The sequence below is a fragment of the Phenylobacterium sp. genome, from assembly GCF_036963605.1.
Taxonomy (GTDB): Bacteria; Pseudomonadota; Alphaproteobacteria; order Caulobacterales; family Caulobacteraceae; genus Phenylobacterium.
The window spans coordinates 1-19,426 of record NZ_JBALUY010000034.1 but is presented as its reverse complement, the minus strand read 5'-3'; the positions used below and the strand labels follow the sequence as shown (position 1 = coordinate 19,426).

The following is a 19,426-nucleotide window of genomic DNA, read 5'->3' as shown; positions in this document are numbered from 1 at the left end:
GCCGTCCGGTCCTTAGGGCGTCTGCCCCTCCGCCGCCTTCTGCGCCATATAGCAGGCGTCCCAGGACGGCTCGCCGCCGAAGTGCTCCAGCATCAGCTGGGTCAGGGCCTGGACCTTGCGAGAGGCGTGATCGGCCGGCGGAGGACGCACCACGTAGAGTCCCGCCTCCGGGATCGGATGATCCTGGAGAACAAGGCTCAGCTCGCCGGTGGCGATGGCGTGACCGCAGAGGAAGGTGGGCAGGATGGCGATCCCGAGCCCAGAGGTGACAGCGGCCAGCAGAGCCTGGCCGCTGTCGGCCTGGAAGCGCGCCTTGGGCCGGATCGCCAGGGCGCGGGGGCCTGATCCGAACCGCCAGACCTCGTCTGGCTGGCCGACAGCGGCATGGGCGGCCAGGTCCTCGGGCCGTTGGGGCGTGCCGTGGGCGGCCAGATAGCCGGGGCTGGCCACCACGCCGGCGGCGATCGGCGCGATCTTGCGGGCCACCAGGCTTGAGTCGGCCAAGCGTCCGATGCGGATGGCGGCGTCGAAGCGCTCCCCCACCAGGTCGACGAAGCGGTCGCTGAACGAGGCCTGGATCTCCAGCCGCGGATGACGGTGGGCGAGCTCGGTCAGGACAGAGCTGAGATGCGTGGCGCCGAAGCTCAAGGGGGCGGCGATGCGCAGGCGGCCGGTGACCTCGTCGCCCTGGGCCACGGCGGCGCGGGCGGCCTCGGCGTTGGCCAGCAAGGTTTCGGCATGGCGGCGGAAGGTGGCGCCGGCCTCGGTCAGGGCGACGCCGCGGGTCGTGCGGGCGAGTAGCTGCGCGCCGAGTTCGTCCTCCAGCCGCGAGAGGCGCCGGCTGATCATGGATTTGGACAGGTCGAGACGCCGGGCGGCCTGGGTCAGGCCGCCGGATTCGGCCACTTCAACAAAGGTGCGGACGTCTTCCAGGTCGAGCATGTTTGTTGCCTATTTCGGAACGGTCATTCCCGCTGAGCTTATCTAGTGTTGCGGATATCGAGACGCCACTTCCTGGACATCGAACACCCCGACGACAGGAGAGCGTCATGTCCAACCTTCTCGTAATCAACAGTTCCTCGGCCGGCGAACAGTCGGTCTCCCGCCAGTTAGTCGCCGCCGCCGTGGCGACGGTCCAGGCCGCTGACCCCGGCGTCACCGTGGTTCGCCGGGAGCTGGGCGAAGACCCGGTGCCGCACCTCGTCCGCGACACCCTGGCCGGCGTCCGCGGCGTGGCTTCGACCCCGGCCGAGCACGCCGCCCGGGCCCTGTCGGACACCCTGATCGCCGAGCTGCGCGCCGCCGACACCATCATCATCGGCGCGCCCATGTACAATTTCAGCCTGCCCACCACGCTCCGGGCCTGGCTCGACCATGTGCTGCGCGCCGGCGAAACCTTCACCTATTCCGAGGCCGGTCCCAAGGGCCTGCTGGAGGGCAAGCGGGTGATCGTCGTCGAGAGCCGCGGCGGCCTCTACAGCGAAGGCCCCGGCCAGATCGCCGACTTCCAGGAGCCCTACCTGCGCCACCTGCTGGGATTCATCGGCCTGACCGACGTCACCTTCGTCCATGCCGAGAAGATCGGCTTCGGGCCCGAGGCGCGGGCCGCGGCCATCGAAGGCGCCGAGGCCAGGCTGACCGAGATCCTCGGCAAGGACCTGGTTGCGGCCTGACGCCGGTGAACGGGGCGGCCAGCTCAGCGCCGGTCGCCCCGCTCAGATTTCCAGCCTGTAGGTCCGTCGGGCCGTGTCATGGAACAGGGCCGCCTTTTCATCGGTCGAGGCGCCGGCGGCCAGCCGCTTGAAGGCGTTCCACAGGGTGGCGTAGTCGCAGGTCCCCGCATCCACCGGGAAGTTGCTTTCAAACATGCAGCGGTCTGCGCCGAAGGCCTCGATGGCGGTCTCCACATAGGGCCGCCATTCCTGGGCGAGCATCTCCGAAGTCGCCGGCGGCTCGGCCAGGAAGCTCTCGAAGCCCAGGAACGGCATGGCCAGCCCGCCGATCTTGCAGATCACGTTTGGGCGCTTGGCCAGAGCCTGGATGTTGTCGCGCCACAGGCCGAACCGCGCCTCGCGCTGGCCGGCATAGGCGCCGATCCCCAGCGGCGTGCCCACATGGTCGAGGACGATGGTCGTCTCGGGGAAGGCGCTCGCCAGATCGATCAGGTCCGGGAGCTGCGGCTCCAGCAGCCAGGCGTCGAAGGACAGGCCGTGGCCGGCAAGATGAGCGAACCCAGTGCGGAAAGCTGGGCTGCGATAGAGTCCGGCCGACATGCCGCCCAGGGGGCCCAGCACCGCAGGGTCGGGGTCGTGGCGCGCGCTCTGGCGGACGCCGCGGAACCGCCCGCCGCCGGCCGCCAGGTGCGCCTCGAGCACCGGGGCGACGTCGTCGCCAAGCGTCAGGTCGGCATGGCCGACGATGCCGGCGCAGGCCCGGGTCTCGCCATAGAGGCCGCTGGCGCTCATGGCCGCCACGCCGTTGGCGAACTCTGTCTCGCCCACCGGCGCCAGGGCCGCAGGTGCCCCGGCCCGGTACATGGCCCCGCATTCCACAAAGACCGTGCCCCGCACATTGTGGCCGGCGCCGAGGTCGGCCAGCAGCTGGTCCAGCAGATAGTGGGGCGAACGACGGAGCAGGGCCTCGAAGCCGTGACGAGGTGGCGGCGCGTCGGCGCCGAACCGGCCGCGCATGTCCCACAGGTGATGGTGGGGATCGATGATCGGCAGGTCAGGTTCGAGAATGGTCTCGCGGCTCATGCGGTTTCCTCCTTGCGGCGCGGCGGCGGCCCTCCAGCGCGGCGATGTTCAACCCAGGGGACGTGTTTCCCAAGGAAATCAATTCGTAGGCATTGGCGTGCCATTGTTCGGTGTTCACAAGACCGGAGGCCCTCTTGCTTACGCCCACGGCCCGCAAGCCGGCCGACATCACAGTCTCCCCCGAGGTCCTGGCCCAGTCCCAGACGCCGATCCTGCGCACCTATGTTCTGGCCGCGGCGATCTACTACGCCCTGGTCAGCGTATCGCATCCGTTCTTCGAGTCCGGCCGCGCCCTCGTGATCCTGACCGGGCTCTCGGTGGTCGCCACGATCATGGGCCTGCTGGCCTGGCGCTGGCTGAAACAGCCTCAGCGGCTGCTGCGCCTGGAGGCGACGGCCCTGCTGATGAACGCCCTCTTCATGGCCAATGTGGTCGCCTATCTGGTCCTGCATTTCGAGGCGCTGAAGCTTTTCTATTTCGTGCTGCTGGCGCTGGTTTTCGCCATCACCGCTCCGACCCGCCGCGTGGCCTATCTCAGCACGCTGGTGGCGTTTCTTGCGATGGTGCTCATGGCGCGGACGGCGCCGGGCCACCTGATCAATCATTACGCCTATGTGGGCGTGGCCGGCGTCTTCGCCGCGCTGGGCATGTCGACCCTGATGCGGGGAGCTGTGCTGCGCGAAATCCGCGCCCGGCTGGCTACCGACGAGCTGAACGTCGCCCTGCGCCATGAGCTGACCCGCAATCAGGCCCTGACCCGCGAAGCCCAGGACCTGGCGGTCGCCGCCCGCGCCGCAGACCGGACCAAGAGCGAGTTTCTCGCCACCATGAGCCATGAGATCCGTACGCCCTTGAATGGCGTGCTGGGCATGGTCCAGGTCATGGCCCTGGACGAGCTCCCCACCGTCCAGCGCGAGCGCCTGGGCGTGGTGCAGGACTCAGCCTCGAACCTGCTGGATATCCTCAACGCCGTCCTCGACATCGCCCGGATTGAAGCCGGCGAGATGACCATCACCCCAGCCGAATTCGATATCGACCGTCTTATCGGTCCCCTGGGCACGCTCTATGGGCAGATCGCCGCCGAGCGCGGCCTGGCCTTCTCGCTCGACCTGGCCCCAGAGGCGCGCGGGCGCCGGCTGGGGGACGAGGTGCGGCTGCGCCAGGTGATCAGCAACCTGATCTCCAATTCGCTGAAGTTCACCGAGACGGGATCGATCTCGGTACGCATCGGCGGAGACGCCACCAACCTGACCTGCGAGGTCGCCGACACCGGGATCGGCATTCCGCTGGATCATCAGGAGACGATCTTCGATAAGTTCGTCCAGGCGGACGCCTCCAACACCCGCCGCAGCGGCGGAACGGGCCTGGGCCTGGCCATCTGCCGCGACCTGGTGGCGTTGATGGGCGGCAAGATCGGGTTCACGAGCCAGCCGGGCCTGGGCACGACCTTCACCCTGACCCTGCCCATGCCCCAGACCGCGCCGGCGTCCGCGGCGGCGAAGTCGCCAGCGCCGACGCCGCCAAGCGAAGGCGTTCGTGGCCGCCGAATCCTGATCGTCGACGACAACGGCGCCAACCGCATGGTTCTGAAGACCCTGCTTGAAAGCCAGGGCCTGCACTGCGGCCAGGCGGAGGATGGCCATGAGGCGGTCCTGGCCTGGGGGGAGGGCGATTGGGATCTGATCCTGATGGATATCCACATGCCGGGCATGGACGGGATGGACGCGACCCAGGTCATTCGCGCAGCCGAGCTGGAGGCGGGCCGTGCGCGCACGCCCATTCTGGCGCTTACGGCCAGTGTCATGACCCATGAGACCCAGCGCTATCTGGGGATCGGCATGGATGGCGTCGCCGCAAAGCCGGTCCAGCTTGGGCCGTTGATGCGACAGATCGAACAGGCTCTGGACGTGGCGAAAACCAGTGCTGCAGCCCGTTCAGCCGGTGTTTCGCGCAGGGCCTGACACGCCCCTCGGGGGGCCGCGAATCTGCAGCCCATCTTTCATTGAACTCTTCTCTGGTCTCGCGCGCTTCTGCCGCGGCTCCAGAGGAGGACTCACGCCATGGCCGACGACATCTACGGGAAGCGTAACCCCGGCGCAGGGGGCGAAACCCACCAGACCGCCTCTGGCGACACCCCGATCCTGACCACCCAACAAGGTATTCCAGTCGCCGATGACCAGAACAGCCTCAAGGTCGGCGCCCGGGGCCCGACCTTGCTGGACGACTTCCATCTGCGCGAGAAGCTCTTCCACTTCGACCACGAGCGGATCCCTGAGCGGGTGGTGCACGCCCGGGGCTTTGGCGTGCACGGCTATTTCGAAGCGACAGAGTCCCTGGCCGAGCTGACCCGGGCCGACCCCTTCCAGAAGGCAGGACAGCGGACGCCGGTCTTCGTGCGGTTCTCAACCGTCGCTGGCGCCAAGGGCTCGCCAGACCTGCCGCGCGACGTGCGCGGCTTTGCGGTGAAGTTCTACACCCAGGAGGGCAACTGGGACCTGGTGGGCAACAACATCCCGGTCTTCTTCATCCAGGACGCCATCAAGTTCCCCGACCTGATCCATGCGGCCAAGCCTGCGCCCGACCGTGGCTTCCCGCAGGCCCAGACCGCTCACGACAACTTCTGGGACTTCATCACCCTGACGCCAGAGTCCATGCACATGATCATGTGGGCCATGTCCGACCGGGCGATCCCGCGGTCCCTGCGCTTCATGGAAGGCTTCGGCGTCCACACCTTCCGGTTCATCAACGCCGAGGGGAAGTCGAGCTTCGTGAAGTTCCACTGGAAGCCCAAGCTCGGTCTTCAGTCGGTGCTGTGGAACGAGGCCCTGAAGATCAATGGCGCCGATCCCGACTTCCACCGCCGCGACCTGTGGGACGCGGTCGACAGCGGCCAGCCGCCGGAGTGGGAACTGGGCGTCCAGGTGTTTGACGAGGCCTTCGCCGACGATTTCGAATTCGACATCCTCGATCCCACCAAGATCATCCCCGAGGAGCGCGTTCCGGTGCGGATCATCGGCCGCATGGTGCTGGACAACAACGTCCAGAACTTCTTCGCCGAAACCGAGCAGGTGGCCTTCTGCACCCAGAATGTCGTGCCGGGCATCGGCTTCACCAATGACCCGCTGCTGCAGGGCCGCAACTTCTCCTACCTCGACACCCAGCTGAAGCGCCTGGGCGGACCCAACTTCACCCACATCCCGGTGAACGCGCCCCGCTGCCCGGTGCATAATTTCCAGCAGGACGGCCACATGGCCATGCGCAACCCCGTTGGTCGGGCCAATTACGAGCCCAATAGCTGGGGTGATCAGGGCGGTCCGCGGGAGAGCCCGGAGCGGGGCTATCCCCACGCCGCCGTCGCTGAGTCCGGCGAGACCCGCCAGATCCGCGCCGAAACCTTCGCCGACCACTACAGCCAGGCCCGGCAATTCTTCATCAGCCAGACGCCGATCGAGCAGAAGCATATGGGCGACGCCCTGGTGTTTGAGCTCAGCAAGGTCGAGCGGCTCGACATCCGCGAGCGCATGGTCGGCCACCTGCGCAACATCGACGAGGGCCTGGCCAAGACCGTGGCCACGGGGCTGGGGCTCGCCAAGATGCCCGCGGCCTTGAAGCCTGCCCGCCCGGTGATCGACGATCTGCCGGCCTCCGACGCGCTGAGCATGCTGAAGCGGCCGCTGCCCAAGTTCGAAGGTCGGAAGTTCGGGCTGCTGATGACCGACGGCGCTGACGCCGCCCTGTTCAAGGCGCTGACCGACGCCATCAAGGCCGAGGGCGCCATCTTCGAGGTGATCGCGCCGCATATCGGGGGCGTAAAGCTGAGCGACGGGACGCTTCTGGCGGCCGACCAGAAGATCGATGGCGGGCCATCGGTGCTCTACGACGCCGTCGCGGTCCTGGTGTCAGAGGAGGGCGCAGCCATGCTCTCCAAGGACAAGACGGCCAAGGACTTCGTCAATGACGCCTTCGCACACTGCAAGTTCATCGCCCACACCGAGACCGCAGCGACGCTGTTCGAAAAGGCTGGCGTGGCCGAGGACATGGACGAGGGGTTCGTGGCGCTAAACGGCGCCAAGGACGCCAAGGCCTTCGTGGAAGCCTGCCGCGCCATCCGGCTCTGGACCCGGGAGATGAAGGTCGATCTGGACGCCGCCGCCGTGCAGTAGCCGGCGCCCGGCCCCTGGGGCGGATGTCCCAATGATCCAGCCGCGCCGCCGTCCTTCACCGGAGGGGCGGCGGCGCAAATCTGTCTGGCCTGAGGGCGTTCCGGAACAATCGCCCCATCACGGGGCCGTGATATTTTTATCGCAGAGGCGCAACCTTTATCGGTTTTCACCGGTTTGTGATGTGAGTGGACAGAACAGGAGACCCACTGACATGACCCTCAAGACCCAGTTTTTCGCCGCCGCTGGCGCGCTCGCCCTGCTGACCGCCCCAGCCGCTTTCGCCCAGGATGCGGGCGCTGACGCGACCATGTCGAACGACGCGGCGGCTTCCGCCCCGGCTACGGCGCCGGCCACCGGCGCGGCCGCCTTCACCGACACGCAGGTCGAGGGCTTCGCCGAGGCGATGACCGATGTTCAGTCGCTCAATGAAGAGTACGGCCCCAAGGTCACCGCCGAAACCGACGCCACCGCCCAGGCGACGCTGCAGCAGGAAATGAATACGAAGATGACCGCTGCGGTCGAGGAGTCCGGCCTGACGGCCGAGGAGTACAATCAGATCGCCGCCGCTGCTCAGACCGATGCTGAGCTTCGCGCCCGGATTGGTCAGGCCATGCAGGCCGACGCTGGAACCTCCGCCGACGCCTCGGCTGAGGTCGAGGCCACGGAGAGCGATCCGGAGATGTAACGCCTGGCCCCGGTCAGACGACATAGGGCGCGGTCCCTCAGGATCGCGCCCTTTTTCGTGGGCGATGGAATCAGGCGGCCCGGGCTGTGCTGCCCTCGAGCGCCTGTTGCAGGGCGCGCAGTAGGTTTTCAGGCTTCATCGGCTTTTCCACCACCCCAATCATGCCGGCGGCGATATAGCCTGCCGCGTCCTCGGGATCGGCGTTGGCCGTCAGGGCGATGATGGGGGTCTGCGCCGCCGCCCCGGATAGGGATCGGATGGCCCGCGTGGCGGCCACCCCGTCCATCCGCGGCATCTTGATGTCCATCAGGATCAGGTCGAAGCGCCCGGTTCGGGCCAACTCGACGGCCTCCACACCATCAACCGCGGTTTCGGCCGTGCAGTCGAACATCGCGCAGAGCGTTTCGGCGACCATCCGGTTGGTGGCGTTGTCATCGACGATCAGGACATGGGCGGCGCGGTCGGACGCCGCCTCGGGCTGGGCCGGCTCAGCCTTGGGCGCGCAGGGCGCGTCTAGGGTGAAGACGGCCGTCTCGCCCCCGCCAAGATTGCTCTCGGTATGCTGGGCGCCGTTCAGGCTAAGCAGGATGTTCTGGGCCAGCGCCGCACCAATGGCGGTCTCCAGTCCAAAGCGGGCGTCGATGTCCTCGACGCTGCCTGACAGGCTCTGGTCCATGACCTCGCCGGCCCCCCGGACGCGACCTTCGAGGCGCAGGGTGTCGGCGGTTTCGCCGCTCACCCGCAGGGACGCTTCGACAGCGCCCCGACGGACGCTGGATATGGCCTGGCCGATGAAGCCGTCGAAGACTTGATGCAGCCGGAAGGGATCGATGAGCGCGGTCGCCGCCGGATCGCCCTCATAAGAGACCAGCAGGGTGACGCCGCTCTCCCGGGCGCGGCTGATCCAGCGCTCCTGCACCTCGTCCATCAGGTCGCGGAGTTGGCGCGGTTCGGGGGCGAGGCTGAGTTGTTGCTGGGTGGCGGTCTTCAGATCGTGGGTGGCGGCCAACAGGCGACAGACGACGGTTGCGGCTTCATCGACCCCGTCGACACAGGCTTGAGCGTCGGCGGCGAGATGCTGTCGGTTCAGTCGGTCGGTGAGCGCCAGCACGCCCTCAAGCTGGGCGCGGATCTCTTCTGTAACGCGGTCGAAGAAGAACTCAGAGAGGGGCATGGTTAGCCGGGACCGTTGAAAGATTCCACTCAGGATGGAGGGAACCCTTTTCAGAGACGTTAAGTTGGCTCCGGCCAGTTTGACGCAGGCGTAGAAACGAAATGGGGGCGGCAGGTCGCCCCGCCGCCCCCTCTCAGATTTCGAGCCTTGCGCTTAGAAGCGGTACTGAAGCTCCAGACCAAAGGTGCGCGGCTGGATCAGGCCTCGGGTGATCGATGACCCCGTCTGCCGCAGGTAGGTCTGGCCGCCCACCACCAGACCCGGATTGGGATTGCCGAAGACCGCCGTCGGATTGGTCGAACCGGTGGAGGTGAAGCCCTCTTCTTCGAAGGCGTTCTTCACAAAACCGATCACCGAATAGCGGTCCTCGATATCGCGCCAGATCAGGCGGAAGTCGGCGACGGTATAGGCCGGCACCGCGAAGGCGGGGTTGTCGAAGGGCTGGTAGATCGTCTCGTCGGTCCAAAACGCGGTGCCCGAGGCGATCAGTGAGCCGGGGCCGAAGTCCCAGGTGTAGTTGGCGTTCATCGCCACCTTGTGTTCCGGCGACTGGAAGAGGCGTGAGCCCTCCAGATCCTGGAAGACCAGCAGCACGCCGTTCTGCACCGCCGTGCCGCCGGCCGGTTGCGCCTGGGGCAGCAGGGCGCTGGGATCGGCCGGATCGTAGAAGCAGCAGCCACGGGTGATCTCAGTGTTCAGATAGCCGTAGCTGAGCGACACCTGCAGGTTGCGGCTGGGCTCCCAGATGGTTTCCAGCTCCAGCCCGTAGGCGCGCGCGTCCACATTGATGAAGTTGTTGGCCGAGGCGGTGCCCGCCGCATTCAGCTGCTGCAGGTTCAGCTGCAGGTCGGTGTAGTCGTTGTAGTAGAGCGAGGCGTTGACGATCAGCTGGCGGGCGATCGTCTTCTTCATGCCCAGCTCATAGGCGTTGACGAACTCGGCCTCGCCTTCGGGGTTTGGCGCCAGCGTCCCGAGCAGGAAGCCGCCGGACTTATAGCCGCGGCTGTACTTGCCGTAGAACAGGCTGTCGTCGTCCGGGGTCCAGTCGAGGTTCACCACGCCGGTGACCGCGTCCCAGCTGTTGGACAGGGTGCGGCTGTTCTGGATGCCCGGCGTGCCGGGCTGCAGGTCGGTGGAGACGTCGAAGGCTGCTGCGCCGCCGAGCTGGGGGCCGAAGGGGCCGGCCGGCGAATAGAGCACCAGGCGCTGGCTTTCGAAGCCGTCCTTCTCATCCTTGGTGTAGCGCAGGCCGGTGGTCAGCGCCCAGGCGTCGTTGAAGGCGTAGGTGAACTGGCCGAAGACCGCATAGGCCTTGGAGTTCAGGTCGGCCATGTTGTCGGCGAAGTTGCGGCTCGGATTGGCCGGCGCCGGGATGCAGGGGTTGGCGGCGCCGCCGAAATAGCAAGGGGTCTCCATCTGCGCCTGCTGGGGGTTGCCCAGCTGGATACGCTGTCCATGCTCTTCGTTGTATTGATAGAGACCGAGGATCCAGCTGAGCGGACCATCGGAGTTGGAGGTCAGGTTCAGCTCGTTGGAATAGTACTTCTTCGTCTCGTAGAAGTCGGTGGTGTAGTCCACATAGACGCCCGGAATTCCGGCCACGGTGATCGGCGCGGTGCGGCTGGTGCCGTCATAGTCGCCGCCGGTTTGGTAGTCGTACTGCTGGAAGCCGCCGATGTACTTCAGGTCGGCGAAGCCCAGGTCCCAGGTGATCTGGCCTGTCAGCACATGGTTGCCGCGCAGCGCGCCATAGCCATCGCGGTTGGTGTTCTGGACGTAAGGGTCGGCGACGCCCGGATTGGTCACCGTCTCGCCGAACTGGTTGCTGGTCACCAGACCGCCGATGGGCTGGAAGGCGCGGGTGGTGTCGTAGGGGCTGATCAGGTTGGACAGCCGGTCGCCGACACCCAGGCTGTCATCCCAGTTGGAGCGGTTATAGCGGACCCAGACATCGACATTGTCGCCGAGCTCGGCTTCCACCTGGGCTTCGAAATAGGTGCGCTTGATCGAGGCGCCTTCATTGCCGCTGCCGATGTTTTCGATGAAGCCCTCGCGCTGCCATTCCTGATTGCCGCCCAGCTTGAAGCGCAGGTTGTCCGCGACGGGGATCGACACCACGCCCTCGATGCGGGTGTAGTCGTAATTGCCCACTGCGGCGCGGATTTCGCCGGAGAAGTCCTGCGACGGGCGCTTGGACACCTGGTTGATCGCCCCGCCCATGGCGTTGCGGCCATAGAGGGTGCCCTGGGGGCCGCGGAGGATTTCGGTGCGCTCGATGAACAGCGGCGTCTTGAACAGCTCCGACGAGCTCGCCGAATAGAAGCCGTCGGAATAGGCGGCCACGCCCGGATCATTGCCGATATAGAAGGTGTTGCGCCCGGCCCCACGCAGCGAGACCCGGTCGGTGCCGGAATAGTTCATGCCCGGCGTGAAGTTCACGAAGTCCTGGATGTTGGTGATGCCCTGGGTGTCGCGCTGTTCGGAGGTGAAGGCCGAGACGGCGACGGGGACGTCCTGCAGGGCCTGCTCACGTTTTTCAGCGGTGATGACCAGTTCCTGGATCATGTAGGGCTCGGCCTGAGGTCGAGTCGGGGCCTGAGCCTGGGCGAGCGCCGAGCCGGCGCTGGCGGCGAAGGCGGCCACGGACACGGTCGCCACCAGGCTTCGGCGCAGACCGGACTTCTTCAAAGACGACATGGATCCTCCCAGGCGGCTTTGGCGCCGCCCATTGTTTGCGAGTTTGAGACAAAACGGCCGCCGGGGGAGCGGCGGCCGGCCGCGACCCTCGTCTCGACTGACGCGCGCGTCAAACTGAACCTCGTTCACTTGAGGTGATTGCGGCGAGTTTGACGCAAACGTGACGGAAATACCGCGGTTTCGAACGAGAGGTACAAAACCGACCCGTGTTATTCGCGGCATTCCCTTGCGGAAGACCGGAGGGACCGATTCGGAGGCGCTCCGTTTGGCGCGTACCTGACATTCGAAAGCCTGTGTTGAACAGGCGCGGCCGGCTCACCGACGGACGCTCGGCCGCAGGCGCTTGGTCTTCCCCTTAAGACCTCGGACGCGCATATGGGGGCGATGACAGACGCCCCCCGCGATCGCCGCGCCCTTGTCCTGTTTTCAGGCGGCCAGGACTCCTCCGTCTGCCTGGCCTGGGCGCTGTCGCATTACGACCATGTGGAGACGGTGGGCTTCGACTATGGCCAGCGCCACGCCGTCGAAATGCAGGCCCGCCAGGTGGTGCGCCAGGCGATGGCCGCCCAGTTCCCGGTCTGGGCGCCGCGCCTGGGCGAGGACCACCTGATCGACCTGACCGGCTTCGGCGCCATCGCCGAGACCGCCATGACCGCCGATCGCGCCTTTGAGGTCACGGAGAAGGGGCTGCCCTCCACCTTCGTGCCCGGTCGCAATCTGGTCTTCCTGACCTATGGGGCGGCGGTGGCCGACCGGCGGGGAATTCGCGACCTGGTGGGCGGCATGTGCGAGACCGACTTCTCCGGCTATCCCGACTGCCGTCGCGATACGATCGACGCTCTGGAGCACGCCCTGAACCTGGGCATGGCGCAGGATTTCCAAATCCGGACGCCTCTGATGGCGCTCACCAAGGCGCAGACCTGGGCCCTGTCCAAGTCCCTCGGCGGCGAGACGCTGGTGGCGCTGATCTGCGAGGAGAGCCACACCTGCTATCGCGGCGAACGCGGCGCTCGACACGACTGGGGCCACGGATGCGGCGACTGCCCGGCCTGCGACCTGCGCGCCCGCGGCTGGGACGAATGGGTGGCGCAAGGCCGGCCGGAGCTTGTAGCGTGAGCTATGCCGTCAAGGAGATCTTCCTGACCCTGCAGGGGGAGGGGGGCCAGGCCGGGCGTCCCGCGGTCTTCTGCCGCTTCGCCGGCTGCAACCTTTGGTCCGGCCGCGAGGCGGATCGGGCAAGCGCAGTCTGCACCTTCTGCGACACCGACTTCGTCGGCATGGACGGGCCTGGCGGGGGACGGTTTGCGGGCGCTGACGATCTGGCTGGCGCGGTGGCCGCCGCCTGGGGCGATGAGCCGGCGCACCGGCTGGTGGTCTGCACGGGCGGCGAGCCGCTGCTGCAACTGGACACGCCGCTGATCAGGGCCCTCCAGGCGCGGGGGTTCGAGATCGCCGTAGAGACCAATGGTACGCTGCCGGCGCCCTCCGGCATCGACTGGATCTGCGTCAGCCCCAAGGCCCAGGCGCCCGTGGTCCAGACGTCAGGGCAGGAATTGAAGCTGGTCTTTCCGCAAGTCGGCGTCGATCCGGCGCGGTTTGCGAGCCTGGATTTCGAGCGCTTCTATCTCCAGCCCATGGATGGTCCCGCCCGGTTGGCGAACACCGAGGCGGCGATCGCCTATTGCCTCGCCCACCCCCGTTGGCGTTTAAGCGTCCAAACCCATAAATATCTGGGCATTCCCTGACGGCCGGTCGGCTGGACGGACCGCCCTTAAGCGCGCCAAATGACATCGCACATCTTCGAGATCACCAAGGTCGCGACCTTCGACGCGGCCCACTACCTGCCCCATGGTCCCGCCGACAGCCCCTACACTCGGCTGCACGGCCACTCCTTCCAGGTGGAGGCGACCGTCGGCGGCGCCCCCCAGGCCCCGATGGGCTGGGTGGCGGATCTGGCCGAACTCGACAGCGCCCTGCGCGCCGTGGCCCTGGAACTGGATCACGGGCTGCTGAACGAAAAGGCCGGGCTGGAAAGCCCGACCCTTGAGAACATCTGTCTCTATTTCGCCGAGCGGCTGAAGGCGGGCTTCCCGGGCCTGACGCGGATCAAGGTGTCGCGCCCCACCATCGGCGAGAGTTGCGCCCTGAGCCTCTAGCCTGGGCGGGGCTTAGCGCCGCCGGTCTTCGTCCTCATCATCGCCGGGAATCACGGCGCCGGCGGCCATGCCGACCCCCTTGGCCGTGGCGCCCACCGCGGCGCCCGTGACGCCGATGGCCACGCCTGCGGTTGTGCCCACGACAGCGGCGGCCAGGCAGCCAGCCTGGGTGAGTCCCAGGAGGCCGATCAGGCTCAGGCGAAGAAGCATAGGCGCGCTCATAGTGAATCCCCCGCAGCTCAGCGGTCAGAAGACCTGCAAAACATCACCAAATGGTGGCGGGCGCGTTGAGGTTCAGTTGAGCTGGTGCGAGAGGGCCACGGCGGTGTCGCTGCTGCGCCGCCAGGGGCCGGTAAAATTGGGGTCGGCGCGACGGCGGCGGTCGGGGCCGAAATAGTCCTGGGTGCGGATATAGGGCCGCGGATGCTCGACGATTCGGTTCAGCCGCTCCAGCACGCCGCGGGCGGTCAGCGGCTTCGCCAGGAACTCGTTGACCCCGGCGTCCCGGGCCTCAGCCACCCGTCGCATGGTCGAATGGCCGGTGATCATGATCACGGGGATCATCTGGTTGGGGCTGTCAGACGAGTTGCGCAGCAGGCGCACGAAATCGATGCCGTCCAGCGGCTGCATGGACAGATCGGTCATGACGATGTCGATGGCGTGGCTTCGCAGGGCCTGAAGACCTTCAGCCCCGTCGGCGGCCTCATGGACGTGGACCACGCCGATCGCCCGCAGAATCTCGGTCAACAGCACCCGCATGTGGTGGTTGTCGTCGACCAGCAGAATCCTGATGAGTTCGTAACGCAAGGTTTCCGTCTTTCGCGGCGGGGTCTTCTCCGAACCGGGCCGGATTCGAAGCCGCTCATTTCAGGCAAGTCATCGACGGGGTCAATGCGGAAAAACCCGCGTTTTCCGAGGCGCCGAATGTTTGAAAGCTAGGCCTGAACGCCCGGCCTGAAGCGCACGTCGCCAGCTTGCGCCCGATGGCGGAGAAAGGCGTCGGCCAGCACGCAGGCGGTCATGGCCTCCACCACCGGCACGGCGCGGATCCCCACGCAGGGATCGTGCCGGCCCTTGGTGCGCAGTTCGATCTCTTCACCCGCCTCATTGAGGCTGCGCCGGGGTGTGAGAATGGAGGAGGTGGGTTTGAACGCCACCCGGGCGCTCACCGCCTGGCCGGTGGAGATTCCGCCCAGCACGCCGCCGGCCATGTTCGACAGGAAGACCGGCTGACCGTCGTTCCCCATGCGCATCTCGTCGGCGTTCTCCTCGCCGGACAGGGCGGCGGCGGCGAAGCCGGCGCCGATCTCGACCCCCTTGGCGGCGTTGATCGACATCAGGGCGCCGGCCAGCTCGGCGTCCAGCTTGCCATAGATGGGCGCCCCCCAGCCCGCCGGGACGCCGACGGCCTCCACCTCGACCACCGCGCCCGTGGAAGAGCCGCTCTTGCGGATCGTCTCCAGATGGGCCTCCCACACGGCGACGGTTTCAGGGTCGGGGCACCAGAAGGGGTTGTTGCGGGTCTCGCCCCAGTCGAAGCGGCTGCGGTCGATGGTGTGGGGCCCGATCTGGACCACGGCGGCGCGGATGACGACGCCGTCCAGGATCTTGCGGGCCACGGCGCCGGCGGCCACCCGGGCGGCGGTCTCCCGGGCCGAGGCGCGGCCGCCGCCGCGATAGTCGCGCACGCCGTACTTGGCGAAATAGGGGTAGTCGGCATGGCCGGGCCGGAAGGCCTGGGCGATCTCGGAATAGTCGCGGCTGCGCTGGTCGGTGTTGTCGATCATCATCGAGATCGGCGTGCCGGTGGTCACGGGCCCGCCGGTGCGGTCGTCTTCGAAGACGCCCGACAGGATGCGTACGGCGTCAGGCTCCTGACGCTGGGTGACGAACTTGCCCTGGCCGGGCCTGCGCTGGTCGAGCCAGACCTGAACATCCTCCGCCGTGAGCGGGAGGCCGGCGGGGCAGCCATCGACGATGCAGCCCAGGGCTGGCCCATGGCTTTCGCCCCAGGTGGTGACGCGGAACAGATGGCCAAATGTGTTGTGCGACATGGCGGCGGTCTTAGCGCATTTCCCGGCGGGCGCCACGCCCCCGGCGTGACGCCTCAGGCCGCCCAGGCCGCGGCGAAACGGCGAAGCAGGGTGCGCGCCGCGCTCGACGCCGTATCGCTTGCGGCCTGCAGGCGAATGAACATGTCGCCTTGCCGATGACGGCCCCGGGCCGGCAGGCCTTCGCCCGCCAGTCGGATAAGACCCCGGGCGGCGGCCTTCTGGGTGATCCAGATGTCCCGGGGGCCCAGGGGCGTCTCCACCTGGGTTCGCCCGCCCTGATTCATCAGGGCCCGGTCGAGCACGGCGGTCACCCAAAGGTCGTCCCCACGAACGATCAGCCGGCCATCGCCCCGCACCGCCACGCTGAGGAGTTCGCCGCCGGCCCGCAGGCGATCGCCGCTGCGAAGACCGGCCGGAACCGTGATGCGCAGGCGTCGGCCATCCCCCATCACATGCTCCAGAACCCCGCCCTGAACCGCCAGGGTCGGGCTGACATTCAGCGTCGCGGCGTCCGCCGTGCGGCGGGTCTGGACGCTGGGCGGTTGACGGATCGAGGTGTCGGGACCCGGACCGCTGCGAAGGGCTTCATAGGCCTGAACGAGACGGCGGAAGGCTTCGGCGTCGCCGCCGGCGCGGTCGGGGTGGACGGCCTTGGCCCGGTTGCGGAAGGCGCGGCGCAGCTCTCCCGGCGAGGCCGCAGCGCCCACGCCAAGCATTTCCCGCGCCCGGCGCGTGGTCAGGGGCTGATCGGTCCCGCTCATAGCGGCGAAAGTCATAGGCCAGACGCCGTCAACGGCGCGTTAAACCCCTGACGTGCGAACGCCTGCGCGCTATAGGGCGCGGGTCATGTCAAAGACCCCGCCCTCCGAAGACTCCCTCATCCCCGCCTCGCCCAGCGAGGACGACTATGTGGCCCAGGTGACCCAGGCCGAGCCGCCGCCGCTGCTGTCGGAGGACGATCCCTTCGCCCTGTTCTCCGAGTGGCTGCGGGAGGCCGGCGCCAGGGAGCCCAACGATCCCAACGCCATGGCCCTGGCCACCGCCGATGCGGACGGCGCGCCCGATGTGCGCATGGTGCTGCTCAAGGACGTCGATACCGACGGGTTCGTCTTCTACACCAACCTCGAAAGCGCCAAGGGCCGGCAGCTGGCGGACAATCCCCGCGCCGCCCTGCTGTTTCACTGGAAGTCCCTGCGCCGCCAGGTGCGGGTGCGCGGGGCGATCGCCCCGGTCGCCGCGGCTGAGGCCGACGCCTATTTCGCCACCCGGGCGCGGGCCTCGCAGCTGGGCGCCTGGGCCTCGAGCCAGTCCCGGCCCCTGCCGGACCGGCTGGCCCTGGAAAAGCGCATCGCCGAGACGGGCCTGCGCTTTGGCCTCGGCAAGGTGGAGCGTCCGCCCCACTGGTCGGGTTTCCGCCTGACGCCCTCGGTCATCGAATTCTGGCGCGACCGGCCGTTCCGCCTGCACGAACGCCTGGTCTTCGCTCGAGCCGAAGGCGGCTGGACCACCGAACGGCTCTATCCTTGATGGACGCCCTGTCTTGACCGATCCCGAAGAGGTCGAGGTCGCGAGTTGGCTGGAAGGCCAGGCTGAGCGACGCATCGACACCGCCTGCGCCCGGGTCTTTCTGACGCCGGAACGCGCCTTCAAGATCAAGCGCCGGGTGGAGCTGGGCTATCTGGACTATTCCACCCTGGAGCTGCGGCGCTGGGCCCTGGACCGCGAGCTGCGCTTCAACCGGGCCGCAGCGCCGGACATCTACCGTACGGTGCGCACCATCAGCCGCGCGGCCGATGGCGGCTTGGAGTTCGATGGCGACGGCGAGCCGGTCGAATTCGCTCTGGAGATGCGCCGGTTCGACGAAAACGCCGTGCTGGCCGCCCAGCCCTGGGCGGTGGACGGCGCCCTGGCCGACAGTCTGGGACGCACCGTGGCCGGCTTTCACGCCTCGGCGGCCCTTCGGCCCCAGGGCGGCGGAGGACGGGCGCTGAAGTTCACCATCGATTCCAACGCCCATCTCCTGCGCGACCTGGCGCCGCGGCTGGGGGCGGAGCGGGTCGAGGCGGTGGTGGCGGCGACGGACGCCGCCTTCTTTACGCATCAGGCGCTGCTGGACGCCCGGGCCGTGGGCGGCTTTGCCCGCCACTGCCATGGGGACCTCCACCTGGGGAACATCCTGCTGGAGGACGGGCGGCCGATCCTGTTCGACTGCATCGAATTCAACGACACCCTGTCGGATGTGGACGTCCAGTACGACATCGCCTTCCTGCTGATGGACCTGGACTTCCGCCGCCGGCGCGACGCCGCGGTGCGGGTGCTGTCGGCCTATCTGGACGAGGCGGCCCGCAGTTTCGGCCCTGAGCTTTGGGATGGCCTGGCCGCCCTGCCGCTGATGTTGGCGGTGCGCGCTGCGGTTCGCGCCCATGTCTGGGCGCACTCCGGCGACGATGCGGCGGCCAGCGCCTATCTGGACACCGCGCTCGCCCACCTGTCGCCGCCTCCGCCCCGTCTGGCGGCCGTCGGCGGCCTGTCGGGCACGGGAAAGTCCACCTTCGCGCGCCTGATCGCGCCCGGGCTTGGGGCGTCCCCCGGGGCCGTGGTTCTGCGGACCGACGAGGTCCGAAAGCGCCTGATGGGCGTGCCCCCCGACAGCCGCCTGCCGGCCACCGCCTATGGGCCGGGCTTCTATGAGCAGGTCTACGACACCCTGTTCAGCGAGGCGGCTCAGGCCCTGGCCGCCGGCCGCGCGGTGGTGCTGGACGCCACCTTCATCTCCCCTGAGCTCAGGGGCCGGGCGGAGGCTCTGGCCCGCCGGGCAGGCGTGCCCTTCGCCGGGGTCTGGCTGGAGGCGCCGGCCGAAATCCTTGCCGCGCGGATCGGCGCCCGACATGGGGACGCCTCGGACGCCACAGTTGAGACCCTGCAGATGCAGATCGACCGGGAGGTCGGCGACATCGCCTGGACCCGCGTCGACGCCTCGGGACCGGCTGCCGAGGCAGCCGAGGCCTGGAGCCACCTCCAGACCTCGGTCTGATACTCTGTCAGGCTTGGGCCGGCTCGCGGGCCAGGGCCTTGCGCCGCGCCGCGACTGCGCCGGCCAGGTTTTCCAGCACGGCGACGGAATCGTCCCAGCCGATGCAACCGTCGGTGATCGACTGGCCATAGGTCAGGGGTTGACCCGGGACCAGGTCCTGGCGGCCGGCCACCAGGTGGCTTTCGATCATCACCCCCATGACGCTCCGATCGCCGGCGGTGAGCCGGGCGGCGAGGTCAGCGGCGACCGCAGGCTGGTTCTCCGGCTTCTTGTGGCTGTTGGCATGGCTGGCGTCGACCATCAGCCGGGGCGCGAGGCCGGCCTTCTCGATCAGGGCGCAGGCGGCTGCGACGCTGGCGGCGTCGTAGTTGGGCGCTGCGCCCCCGCGGAGCACCACATGGCAGTCGCCATTGCCGGTGGTGGCGGCGATGGCCGAGCGGCCGGCCTTGGTCACGGCCAGGAAATGGTGCGGCTGGCTGGCGGCGCGCACGGCGTCCACGGCGATCTGCACATTGCCGTCGGTGCCGTTCTTGAAGCCCACCGGGCAGGAGAGGCCGGAGGCCAGCTCCCGGTGGATCTGGCTCTCGGTGGTCCGCGCCCCGATGGCGCCCCAGGCCACCAGGTCGGCGATGTACTGGGGCGTGGTGACGTCCAGGAACTCGCACGCCGCCGGCACGCCCAGGTCGTTGATGTCGGCCAGCAGGCCG

At 67.9% G+C, this 19,426-nt stretch carries 18 protein-coding genes; 9 read left to right on the top strand and 9 right to left on the bottom strand.

From position 1 onward, the window contains the following. Positions 1 to 12: 12 nt before the first annotated feature. On the bottom strand, positions 13 to 942 hold the full coding sequence (locus V7702_RS08345) for a LysR family transcriptional regulator (RefSeq protein WP_335649655.1): 930 nt from the start codon (positions 940 to 942) through the stop codon (positions 13 to 15). Between the two features lie 107 nt (positions 943 to 1,049). Here V7702_RS08345 and V7702_RS08340 point away from each other — a divergent pair, with 107 nt between their 5' ends. After that, a complete protein-coding gene (locus V7702_RS08340; protein ID WP_335649654.1) occupies positions 1,050 to 1,673 on the top strand; it encodes an FMN-dependent NADH-azoreductase in 624 nt (207 codons plus the stop codon). A 42-nt stretch (positions 1,674 to 1,715) separates the two neighbouring features. Here the strand turns inward: V7702_RS08340 and V7702_RS08335 are convergent, their stop codons facing one another. After that, complete coding sequence (locus tag V7702_RS08335) at positions 1,716 to 2,756, bottom strand: amidohydrolase family protein (RefSeq protein WP_335649653.1); 1,041 nt, start codon at positions 2,754 to 2,756, stop codon at positions 1,716 to 1,718. A 134-nt stretch (positions 2,757 to 2,890) separates the two neighbouring features. Here V7702_RS08335 and V7702_RS08330 point away from each other — a divergent pair, with 134 nt between their 5' ends. The 3 genes from V7702_RS08330 to V7702_RS08320 all read left to right on the top strand — a co-directional run bounded on the left by V7702_RS08330 (position 2,891) and on the right by V7702_RS08320 (position 7,604). Next, the gene (locus tag V7702_RS08330; protein WP_335649652.1) at positions 2,891 to 4,717 is read left to right on the top strand and encodes an ATP-binding protein; all 1,827 of its coding nucleotides are present in this window, start codon (positions 2,891 to 2,893) and stop codon (positions 4,715 to 4,717) included. A gap of 99 nt (positions 4,718 to 4,816) precedes the next feature. Then, positions 4,817 to 6,919, top strand: coding sequence for a catalase (locus V7702_RS08325; RefSeq protein ID WP_335649651.1), 2,103 nt, complete (start codon positions 4,817 to 4,819; stop codon positions 6,917 to 6,919). A gap of 211 nt (positions 6,920 to 7,130) precedes the next feature. Next, on the top strand, positions 7,131 to 7,604 hold the full coding sequence (locus tag V7702_RS08320) for a DUF4168 domain-containing protein (protein ID WP_335649650.1): 474 nt from the start codon (positions 7,131 to 7,133) through the stop codon (positions 7,602 to 7,604). Between the two features lie 70 nt (positions 7,605 to 7,674). Here the strand turns inward: V7702_RS08320 and V7702_RS08315 are convergent, their stop codons facing one another. Further along, entirely contained in the window at positions 7,675 to 8,778 is a 1,104-nt protein-coding gene (locus tag V7702_RS08315) for a response regulator (RefSeq protein ID WP_335649649.1), read from the bottom strand. Positions 8,779 to 8,931: 153 nt separating this feature from the next. Further along, entirely contained in the window at positions 8,932 to 11,475 is a 2,544-nt protein-coding gene (locus V7702_RS08310) for a TonB-dependent receptor (protein ID WP_335649648.1), read from the bottom strand. 384 nt (positions 11,476 to 11,859) lie between these two features. Between V7702_RS08310 and queC the strand changes: the two genes are divergently transcribed. The 3 genes from queC to V7702_RS08295 are packed head-to-tail and all read left to right on the top strand — an operon-like array spanning position 11,860 to position 13,631. Next, on the top strand, positions 11,860 to 12,591 hold the full coding sequence (queC, locus tag V7702_RS08305; protein WP_335649647.1) for a 7-cyano-7-deazaguanine synthase QueC: 732 nt from the start codon (positions 11,860 to 11,862) through the stop codon (positions 12,589 to 12,591). After that, the gene (gene queE, locus V7702_RS08300) at positions 12,588 to 13,220 is read left to right on the top strand and encodes a 7-carboxy-7-deazaguanine synthase (protein ID WP_335649646.1); all 633 of its coding nucleotides are present in this window, start codon (positions 12,588 to 12,590) and stop codon (positions 13,218 to 13,220) included. Before queC ends, queE begins: the two co-directional genes overlap by 4 nt. Before the next feature lie 39 nt (positions 13,221 to 13,259). Continuing rightward, positions 13,260 to 13,631, top strand: a complete 372-nt coding sequence (locus V7702_RS08295; protein ID WP_335649645.1) for a 6-pyruvoyl trahydropterin synthase family protein — start codon at positions 13,260 to 13,262, stop codon at positions 13,629 to 13,631. A 12-nt stretch (positions 13,632 to 13,643) separates the two neighbouring features. Here V7702_RS08295 and V7702_RS08290 read toward each other — a convergent pair whose 3' ends face one another. The 4 genes from V7702_RS08290 to V7702_RS08275 form a co-directional block, all read right to left on the bottom strand. Continuing rightward, a complete protein-coding gene (locus V7702_RS08290; RefSeq protein WP_335649644.1) occupies positions 13,644 to 13,841 on the bottom strand; it encodes a hypothetical protein in 198 nt (65 codons plus the stop codon). 84 nt (positions 13,842 to 13,925) lie between these two features. Next, complete coding sequence (locus V7702_RS08285) at positions 13,926 to 14,438, bottom strand: response regulator (protein WP_335649643.1); 513 nt, start codon at positions 14,436 to 14,438, stop codon at positions 13,926 to 13,928. A gap of 128 nt (positions 14,439 to 14,566) precedes the next feature. Continuing rightward, the gene (gene aroC / locus V7702_RS08280) at positions 14,567 to 15,685 is read right to left on the bottom strand and encodes a chorismate synthase (RefSeq protein WP_335649642.1); all 1,119 of its coding nucleotides are present in this window, start codon (positions 15,683 to 15,685) and stop codon (positions 14,567 to 14,569) included. Between the two features lie 53 nt (positions 15,686 to 15,738). Beyond that, positions 15,739 to 16,461, bottom strand: a complete 723-nt coding sequence (locus V7702_RS08275; RefSeq protein WP_335649641.1) for a DnaJ C-terminal domain-containing protein — start codon at positions 16,459 to 16,461, stop codon at positions 15,739 to 15,741. Positions 16,462 to 16,531: 70 nt separating this feature from the next. Here V7702_RS08275 and pdxH point away from each other — a divergent pair, with 70 nt between their 5' ends. Both pdxH and V7702_RS08265 read left to right on the top strand, forming a co-directional pair. Then, positions 16,532 to 17,212 carry a pyridoxamine 5'-phosphate oxidase gene (gene pdxH, locus V7702_RS08270; protein ID WP_335649640.1) on the top strand — a complete coding sequence of 227 codons (681 nt, stop codon included), beginning with the start codon at positions 16,532 to 16,534 and terminating at the stop codon, positions 17,210 to 17,212. 13 nt (positions 17,213 to 17,225) lie between these two features. Beyond that, entirely contained in the window at positions 17,226 to 18,719 is a 1,494-nt protein-coding gene (locus V7702_RS08265) for a bifunctional aminoglycoside phosphotransferase/ATP-binding protein (RefSeq protein WP_335649639.1), read from the top strand. A 7-nt stretch (positions 18,720 to 18,726) separates the two neighbouring features. On the opposite strand, the gene V7702_RS08260 is transcribed toward V7702_RS08265, so the two are convergent. After that, a partial coding sequence (locus V7702_RS08260) for a 3-deoxy-7-phosphoheptulonate synthase (RefSeq protein WP_335649638.1) occupies positions 18,727 to 19,426 on the bottom strand: 700 nt, incomplete at its 5' end.

Coding starts and splice junctions, on each gene's coding strand:
- V7702_RS08345 (WP_335649655.1), bottom strand. CDS start 942: ATGCTCGACCTGGAAGACGTCCGCACCTTTGTTGAAGTGGCCGAATCC.
- V7702_RS08340 (WP_335649654.1), top strand. CDS start 1,050: ATGTCCAACCTTCTCGTAATCAACAGTTCCTCGGCCGGCGAACAGTCG.
- V7702_RS08335 (WP_335649653.1), bottom strand. CDS start 2,756: ATGAGCCGCGAGACCATTCTCGAACCTGACCTGCCGATCATCGATCCC.
- V7702_RS08325 (WP_335649651.1), top strand. CDS start 4,817: ATGGCCGACGACATCTACGGGAAGCGTAACCCCGGCGCAGGGGGCGAA.
- V7702_RS08320 (WP_335649650.1), top strand. CDS start 7,131: ATGACCCTCAAGACCCAGTTTTTCGCCGCCGCTGGCGCGCTCGCCCTG.
- V7702_RS08315 (WP_335649649.1), bottom strand. CDS start 8,778: ATGCCCCTCTCTGAGTTCTTCTTCGACCGCGTTACAGAAGAGATCCGC.
- V7702_RS08310 (WP_335649648.1), bottom strand. CDS start 11,475: ATGTCGTCTTTGAAGAAGTCCGGTCTGCGCCGAAGCCTGGTGGCGACC.
- queC (WP_335649647.1), top strand. CDS start 11,860: ATGACAGACGCCCCCCGCGATCGCCGCGCCCTTGTCCTGTTTTCAGGC.
- V7702_RS08295 (WP_335649645.1), top strand. CDS start 13,260: ATGACATCGCACATCTTCGAGATCACCAAGGTCGCGACCTTCGACGCG.
- V7702_RS08290 (WP_335649644.1), bottom strand. CDS start 13,841: ATGCTTCTTCGCCTGAGCCTGATCGGCCTCCTGGGACTCACCCAGGCT.
- aroC (WP_335649642.1), bottom strand. CDS start 15,685: ATGTCGCACAACACATTTGGCCATCTGTTCCGCGTCACCACCTGGGGC.
- V7702_RS08275 (WP_335649641.1), bottom strand. CDS start 16,461: ATGACTTTCGCCGCTATGAGCGGGACCGATCAGCCCCTGACCACGCGC.
- pdxH (WP_335649640.1), top strand. CDS start 16,532: ATGTCAAAGACCCCGCCCTCCGAAGACTCCCTCATCCCCGCCTCGCCC.